This window comes from Aeromonas sp. 600527, from assembly GCF_049175415.1.
Classification (GTDB): domain Bacteria; phylum Pseudomonadota; class Gammaproteobacteria; order Enterobacterales; family Aeromonadaceae; genus Aeromonas; species Aeromonas veronii_A.
This window is the reverse complement of the sequence record NZ_JAAKVA010000022.1, coordinates 57224-63635: the sequence shown is the minus strand read 5'-3', so window position 1 is coordinate 63635 and position 6412 is coordinate 57224. Positions and strand designations below refer to the sequence as shown.

The 6412-nt window shown below is 60.8% G+C and carries 4 protein-coding genes and 1 tRNA gene; 1 reads left to right on the top strand and 4 read right to left on the bottom strand.

Annotation, left to right across the window (positions count from 1 at the left end; genetic code table 11):
* Positions 1-163: 163 nt before the first annotated feature.
* Positions 164-240 (bottom strand) — tRNA-Met (locus G5154_RS19650).
* Between the two features lie 196 nt (positions 241-436).
* On the opposite strand from G5154_RS19650, the gene glgX reads away from it, so the two are divergent.
* Positions 437-2500: a glycogen debranching protein GlgX gene (gene glgX / locus G5154_RS19645; RefSeq protein ID WP_421244992.1), complete on the top strand. Its 2064-nt coding sequence runs from the start codon at positions 437-439 to the stop codon at positions 2498-2500.
* A gap of 66 nt (positions 2501-2566) precedes the next feature.
* Here glgX and G5154_RS19640 read toward each other — a convergent pair whose 3' ends face one another.
* From G5154_RS19640 to G5154_RS19630, 3 genes are all read right to left on the bottom strand, one after another.
* Entirely contained in the window at positions 2567-3286 is a 720-nt protein-coding gene (locus G5154_RS19640) for a hypothetical protein (protein WP_421251291.1), read from the bottom strand.
* Between the two features lie 197 nt (positions 3287-3483).
* Positions 3484-5121 (bottom strand): ATP-dependent endonuclease, encoded by a 1638-nt coding sequence (locus tag G5154_RS19635; protein ID WP_421251290.1) that lies wholly within the window; start codon positions 5119-5121, stop codon positions 3484-3486.
* A gap of 262 nt (positions 5122-5383) precedes the next feature.
* Positions 5384-6262, bottom strand: coding sequence for a helix-turn-helix domain-containing protein (locus tag G5154_RS19630; RefSeq protein ID WP_421251289.1), 879 nt, complete (start codon positions 6260-6262; stop codon positions 5384-5386).
* Positions 6263-6412 lie beyond the last annotated feature (150 nt).

Here is a 6412-nt window from a genome sequence, read left to right as displayed (position 1 = left end):
GGGGCCGGATTTGAACCGACGACCTTCGGGTTATGAGCCCGACGAGCTACCGAGCTGCTCCACCCCGCGTCCGAATTTTTCTCGAAGTGGCCGAGCAGTAGCCAGTTCGATTTATCCTTTTCCACCAACCGGTTACACCGGCTTGACTGGTCAGGATCTCAGATGGTTGCGGGGGCCAGATTTGAACTGACGACCTTCGGGTTATGAGCCCGACGAGCTACCGGGCTGCTCCACCCCGCGTCTGAGGTCGCCAATAATAGGCGCCAGCGCACAGATTGCAAGTAAATATCTCAAAAAAAGTTTATTCGTAGATTAATCGGACAAATAGTGCGGTCATTAGCAGCATCATGCTGTTTTTTCAGGCAATCGAGTCCTTGCCAGGCATCCGGCACTACACTCAATGAGGTGAACACTCCTCATTTTGGGTAGGTAGAATATGCGCATCTCCGCCGGTCACTGCCGTCAGTTGGGGGCCACACCCGACAGTAACGGCGTCAACTTTGCGATCTGGGCACGCCTCGCCAGCCGGGTCGAACTGCTGCTCTTCGCAAGCGCAGACGATGCGACCCCCGAGGTGATCCCCCTCTCCCCGCGCCTTAACCGCACCGCCTACTACTGGCATATCCATGTGGAGGGGATCTCGGTCGGGCAACGTTACGCCTATCGCATTCAGGGCCCGTGGCGCCCATATGGCGGCACCCGCTTCGATGCCGAGAAGGTGTTGCTCGACCCTTACGGCCGCAGCATCGAGCTTGGCGCCAATTACGATCGATGGGCGGCGGCCCGTCCAGGCAGCAATCTGGCTTGTTGCGCCAAGAACAAGGTGGTCGATACTCGCCACTACGACTGGGAAGGAGACAAACTGCCCGCTCACTCCCTCTCCCGCTCGGTGATCTACGAGCTGCATCTGGGGGGCTTTACCAAGTCCCCGAGCTCCGGGGTCGATCCGGCGCTGCGTGGCACCTATCTCGGGCTGATTGAGAAGATCCCCTATCTGCAATCTCTCGGCGTCACCGCCGTCGAGCTGCTGCCAGTGTTCCAGTTCGATCCTCAGGATGCGCCCAAAGGACTCTCCAACTACTGGGGTTACAGCCCCATGTCCTTTTTCGCCCCCCACGCCCAATACGCCCGCGGCGATGATCCATTGACCGAATTTCGCGACATGGTCAAGGCGCTGCACAAGGCCAATATCGAGGTGATCCTGGACGTGGTTTACAACCACACCGCCGAAGGGGGAGATGATGGCCCCACCTTCTCGTTTCGCGGCATCGACAACGAGGCCTACTACATCCTCGACAACAACCAGAAGGACACCAACTATTCGGGCTGCGGCAATACCTTCAACGGCGCCCATCCGGTGGTGCTGCGGATGATCATGGACAGCCTCCACTTCTGGCGTCAGGAGATGCACGTCGATGGCTTCAGGTTTGATCTTGCAGCCATCCTGTCGCGGGACGAATCGGGTCAGCCCCAAGCCAATGCCCCGACCCTGCGTACCATAGATACCGACCCCAAGATTGCCGATATCAAGTTGATCGCCGAAGCCTGGGATGCGGGGGGACTCTATCAGGTGGGGTCACTGGCCGGCGCCCGCTGGCGTGAGTGGAACGGCCAGTTCAGGGACGACGTACGCCGGTTTCTGCGCGGGGATGACAACAGCGTCACCGCCTTTGTCGAGCGGCTCTGCGGCAGTCCCGACATCTACCACTATCACCACGCAGATCCCGAGAAGAGTATCAATTTCGTCACCTGCCACGACGGCTTTACCCTGTGGGACTGGGCCAGCTACAACAACAAGCATAACGAGGCCAACGGTGAGCAGAACCGCGATGGCTGTGATCACAACTTCAGCTGGAACCACGGCCATGAAGGGGTAACGGAAGATCCCCAGATCAACGCCCTGCGCACGCGCCAGGCCAAAAACATGATGGTGGCAACCCTGTTATCGGTGGGATCCCCGATGCTGTTGATGGGGGATGAACTGCTGCGCACCCAGCACGGCAACAACAACGGTTACTGTCAGGACAACCCGACCTGCTGGATGGATTGGCAACCAACTCCCCGCAGCCAGGAGATGTTCCGCTTTATGAAGGAGCTGATCCAATATCGCAAACACCTGTTCCAACGCCCGGAGCAGGAGAGCATGCCGCTGTCGCTCACCGAGATCCTGCGGCACAGCGAGATCTGTTGGCACGGCGTCAATGCCATGCAGCCAGACCTCAGTCCCCACTCCCATGCTATCGCCATGTCGGCCCTGTCGAGCGAAACCAAGCTGGCACTCTATGTACTGTTCAACGCATACTGGGAGCCCCTCACCTTCAACCTGCCCAGCCCCCCCAAGGGAGTCGGCGGCTACTGGCGGCGGATCCTCGATACCGCCCTCCCCTCGCCGCAAGATATCTGCACCTTCGGCATGCCGCTGGAAGGGTTGACCAGAGAGTATCTCGCCCAGCCACGCAGCAGTTGCCTGTTTATCTGCGGGGCCGATGACTTCTATTGATTCTCGGAGTCAGATATGAAAAAGCCCCGGACCTTGGCTCGGGGCTTTCTCTTTTCAGCGCCAGTGTCAGATCAGCTGGTGCAACACGCTGGTAGCGGCGATCTGGGCGATCAGCAGGCCACACAGGGAGGTGGAGACCACCACTGGCGCGGTATCACGCTGCAAGTAGAGCGGGCTGAACCAGAGCAGCAGAGAGGCCACCAGCAACGCAGCCTGTGTCACCACCGCCGGGATCAAAGCATCGAGATTGGCTTCAGCCCCTTGCCAGCCCACCAGCACGGCCAGCCAGACAAGGCTGGCCATGGCGCCCGCCAGCGCAGCCAGCGGCAGCAAGGTATTGAACGCAGTGAGGCGATGACGGGCTCGCAGCAACATCAGGTGGGCAAACGCCGCCCCCAGCATCGCCATCTGCAGCAGACCGCTCACCCAGCCCTGCAGTTGCAGCAGCCCGACGCCATACACAGCGAGGGGCAACGCCGGTAACCAGAGCAGCGTCGAGGGGACTGAACGTTTGCCTTCCAGCCGGGATTGGGCGAGCGAGAGGCCGATCCCCGACACCAGCGCAATACCACCACTCCAGATGAGCCAGCTGGCCGCCTTGGCCTCCACCGCCAGCATCAAAGAGAGAGCGGTAATAACCCAGATGGAGAAGAGCTGCTGACTGATGCGCGAGCGCTGGCCAGGGCAGATATCACCGCGCCACAGCACGATACCGAGGGCGATCAGCGCGCCGAGCGCCATCAGTCCGGTGAGGGGAAAGAGCCAAAAAGGGAGTTGGACGAACATGATGCCTCCAGCAGCAAGGATTCGAAGTGCGCCAGCGGGGCGCCAGAGAGGGGCGAGTATACCCAAACCGGCGGCTATCCCCAATCGTGACAAACGATCAGGGGCAAACAATCCGGGGCAATTTCCGCCAGCACAGCCCACCTTGAAGGGCGCCCTGCTGACAGCCATGCCCATAGTGACGGGATGCGGCGCCGGATTCAGCCCTGACCGCGGGCCAGCGCCACCACCCGGGCAAACATCTGGCGGATCACCGGCGGAATATGGTCGGCACCTAGCCGCTCAGCCTCTTCCACCACCGCCAGCGCCATCCCCGGCTTGCTGCGGTGATGGATCGCCTTGTTGATGATGTGGCTGGCGCTCCACATGGCGCGCCCACCCACCCCGGCCTCGCGCCGGAACACCGCCTCAAAGCCGTTGTGATAGAGGTAGTGCTCGATGTCGGCGGCAGGGAGCTGGGTCAAGCGATCCCGCTCCCGCTCGCCCTTGAGCTGACCGCGGGCCGAGGCGGCATACTTGAGCCCCGCCTCGTCGCCATCGGTGAGCAGGTGCCACTCGATGCCAAAATCCCGCGCCACCTTGATGAGCGGCGACTGGCCGCACTGGGCAAACTCGATGATCCGCACCCCTTCGGCCCGCAAGCTGTAGCCGCAGATCTGGGCCAGCTCGGAGAGCAACCAGATTTCGGTCTCCCCCTCCACCAGCAGCCAGCAACGGGCAAATAGCGACATCGGGCGGTTGATCCGCACATGGAAGGCGATCTTGCGCAGATCGTCGCTGCTGTAGCGCTCGCCCCCCAGCTGGTGACAGAGGATATCCTGCTGCCGACGCACCAGTCGTCGTACCTGATTGAGCGGCAGTGAAGAAAGCAAGTCCCCCGAGTTGGTGGTGAGCAGCTTCTGGCCCGGCAGTTGTTCCAGCAGCCCCCACGCCAGCGCCAGCATGGTCGGATGGAGTCGACTTTCGGGATCTTCGAGGATCATGATGGGGCGGGCCCCCTCCTCCAGCTCGCGGTTGCCCCGCGCCTGCAGCAGGGTCGCCGCCATCCCCGCCATCGCCAATTGCAGGGTGCGGTTATCGGCATGGCGCAGCAGGGTGTGCAGGTTGCCAGGATTGCGCAGCGTCATGGGACGATTGATGATGTCACGCTGGCTGCGCGGTTTGTTCTTGATGGGGGCCAGGGCGTTGAAGTAGTGATCCATCAGCTGGCGCACCGCCTGCAGCGCCTCTTTGAGCTCAGGCTCGCCGATGCGCTGGGGTTCGTCGATCAGCTTGTCGGCCAGTTCACTGAGTCTGTGCTCCGAGAGGTCTCCCCACTGCAAGGTTTCCACCCCGTTGCGAGCACTGCGAGCATCCCGCAGCCGGAACACCGGGTTCATGGTGATCAGCAGGCTGACCAGCTCGTGAGAATTGGCAATAGGCAGGCTCTTGCCCACCCCATCGAGAAAGTCGTGAATGGTGAGTACCGAGCCATCCGCTTGCAGCTCGGCGCTGGCACGATAGTGGATACGATGAAACTTGTCCTTGTGCAGCACCCAGGAGGCGCCCAGGCGAGCCAGGCGACGGGAGTGCTGGCACATTTGTGGCCTGTGTTCACTGAAGGTGAGCACCAGTTGCAGATGACGCGCAGGAGCCAGTTCGGGATCTTCCGGTTGGTGAAAATCATCGGTGGTGAACTGATAGGGCTCGGCATTCTGCCCCAGCAGACACCAGAGGGCGCGCAACAGGCTCGACTTGCCCCAGGTATTCTCGCCGATCAGTACTGTGGTGTGATCCAGCCCGAGCGAAAGACGATTTATACCGCGAAAACCTTTTACTTCAATACGTTCCAGAAACATCCAGCAATGTCCACGTCACTCAGATTGAACAATAGTGGCAAAGTTACCGGAAAAATCCTATCGGCAGCCGGGCTTTTTCAACGTGAACTGTGAGGCACTGCAGGTTCGGGAGGGGTAACAACAGCGGTGCGATCTTGCGGGGCATTCCAGTGGCTAAACCAAAGATGACGGGTACGAATTTGACGTTTGCGATAATTCAATGGGCATTCCTTTCAATGGATGAGTGGTAGAGAGTACACCTCTTTTGCCCAAAGTCTCAGGCTTATCTGTGACGGGAAGATGACAATTGTGCCCGCCACTGCCCCGGCGTCAAACCAAACGCCTCGCGAAAACGATTGCCGAAATGGGCCTGGGAAGAGAAGCCACACTGACTGGCGATGCTGGCCAGCGGCTCGGGGCCAGCCAACAGCTGCTTGGCCCGTTTGAGCCGTAGCCCCAGCAAATAACGGTGGGGCGGGCAGCCGAGACTCTGGCCGAACATGCGGGCGAAGTGGTACTCGCTCAACCCAGCCTGCTGAGCCAGCTCTGCCAGCGTGACCGAGTCGGCCAGATGGGCCTGCAGATACTCCTGCACCCGTTTGATAACCACGGGCGCCAGCCCGCCGCGTAGAGGCGGCAAACCGGGAGCCTCCTTGGTGTGGTGGCGGTAGGCGTGGAGGATCAACATCCAGGCGCCGTGGGAGAGTGCCAGCCGATCGACCCCGTGCTGCCACTCCAGTTGCATCAACTGGCGCTGCACCAGTCTGGCCGCCTGCGGATCGTCGATAAAGGTCTTGTCCACCAGTTGCAGGTGGCGCCCCTCCTTGTCACACGCCTCCTCGGCAATACGGGTGAGGTGAGCCGGGGTGAAGTAGAGATGAAAGAAGCGAAACTCTTCGCGCACCAGCCACTCGGATCTGTGGTGATCCGGCATGATGCACACCTTGCCGGTGCCGCCGTGGCCACCCGGCCCATCGAGTCGCTCGGTCTGCTCGCCTCCTTGCAGATACACGCTCAGGGTGTGGTGGCCCGGCTTGTGATAGCGGGTCTGGTCATAGCAGTTGCGCCAACTGGCGACGCCAAGCCCGGGTTCAAGCCAGCAGGCGTCCTCCAGCCGGGCGCCGGTGCTGACCAGTGCGTCAAATACCCCTGCTGTTTTCATTCGCCCCTGCCAACTGTTCTGGAAATGTGTACGGGTTATCCCGCAGCCATCCATCTTACCGACCACGCCCGCAGATGACAGCGTGTGACGATGAAAAACCGCAAGATGGTGCAATCCAGCCATCAGGACCCGCCCCATAGTGGGTCATAC

Excerpts from the sequence above, each read along its gene's own strand:
- glgX (WP_421244992.1), top strand. The coding sequence starts at position 437 with ATGCGCATCTCCGCCGGTCACTGCCGTCAGTTGGGGGCCACACCCGAC.
- G5154_RS19640 (WP_421251291.1), bottom strand. The coding sequence starts at position 3,286 with ATGTTCGTCCAACTCCCTTTTTGGCTCTTTCCCCTCACCGGACTGATG.
- G5154_RS19635 (WP_421251290.1), bottom strand. The coding sequence starts at position 5,121 with ATGTTTCTGGAACGTATTGAAGTAAAAGGTTTTCGCGGTATAAATCGT.
- G5154_RS19630 (WP_421251289.1), bottom strand. The coding sequence starts at position 6,262 with ATGAAAACAGCAGGGGTATTTGACGCACTGGTCAGCACCGGCGCCCGG.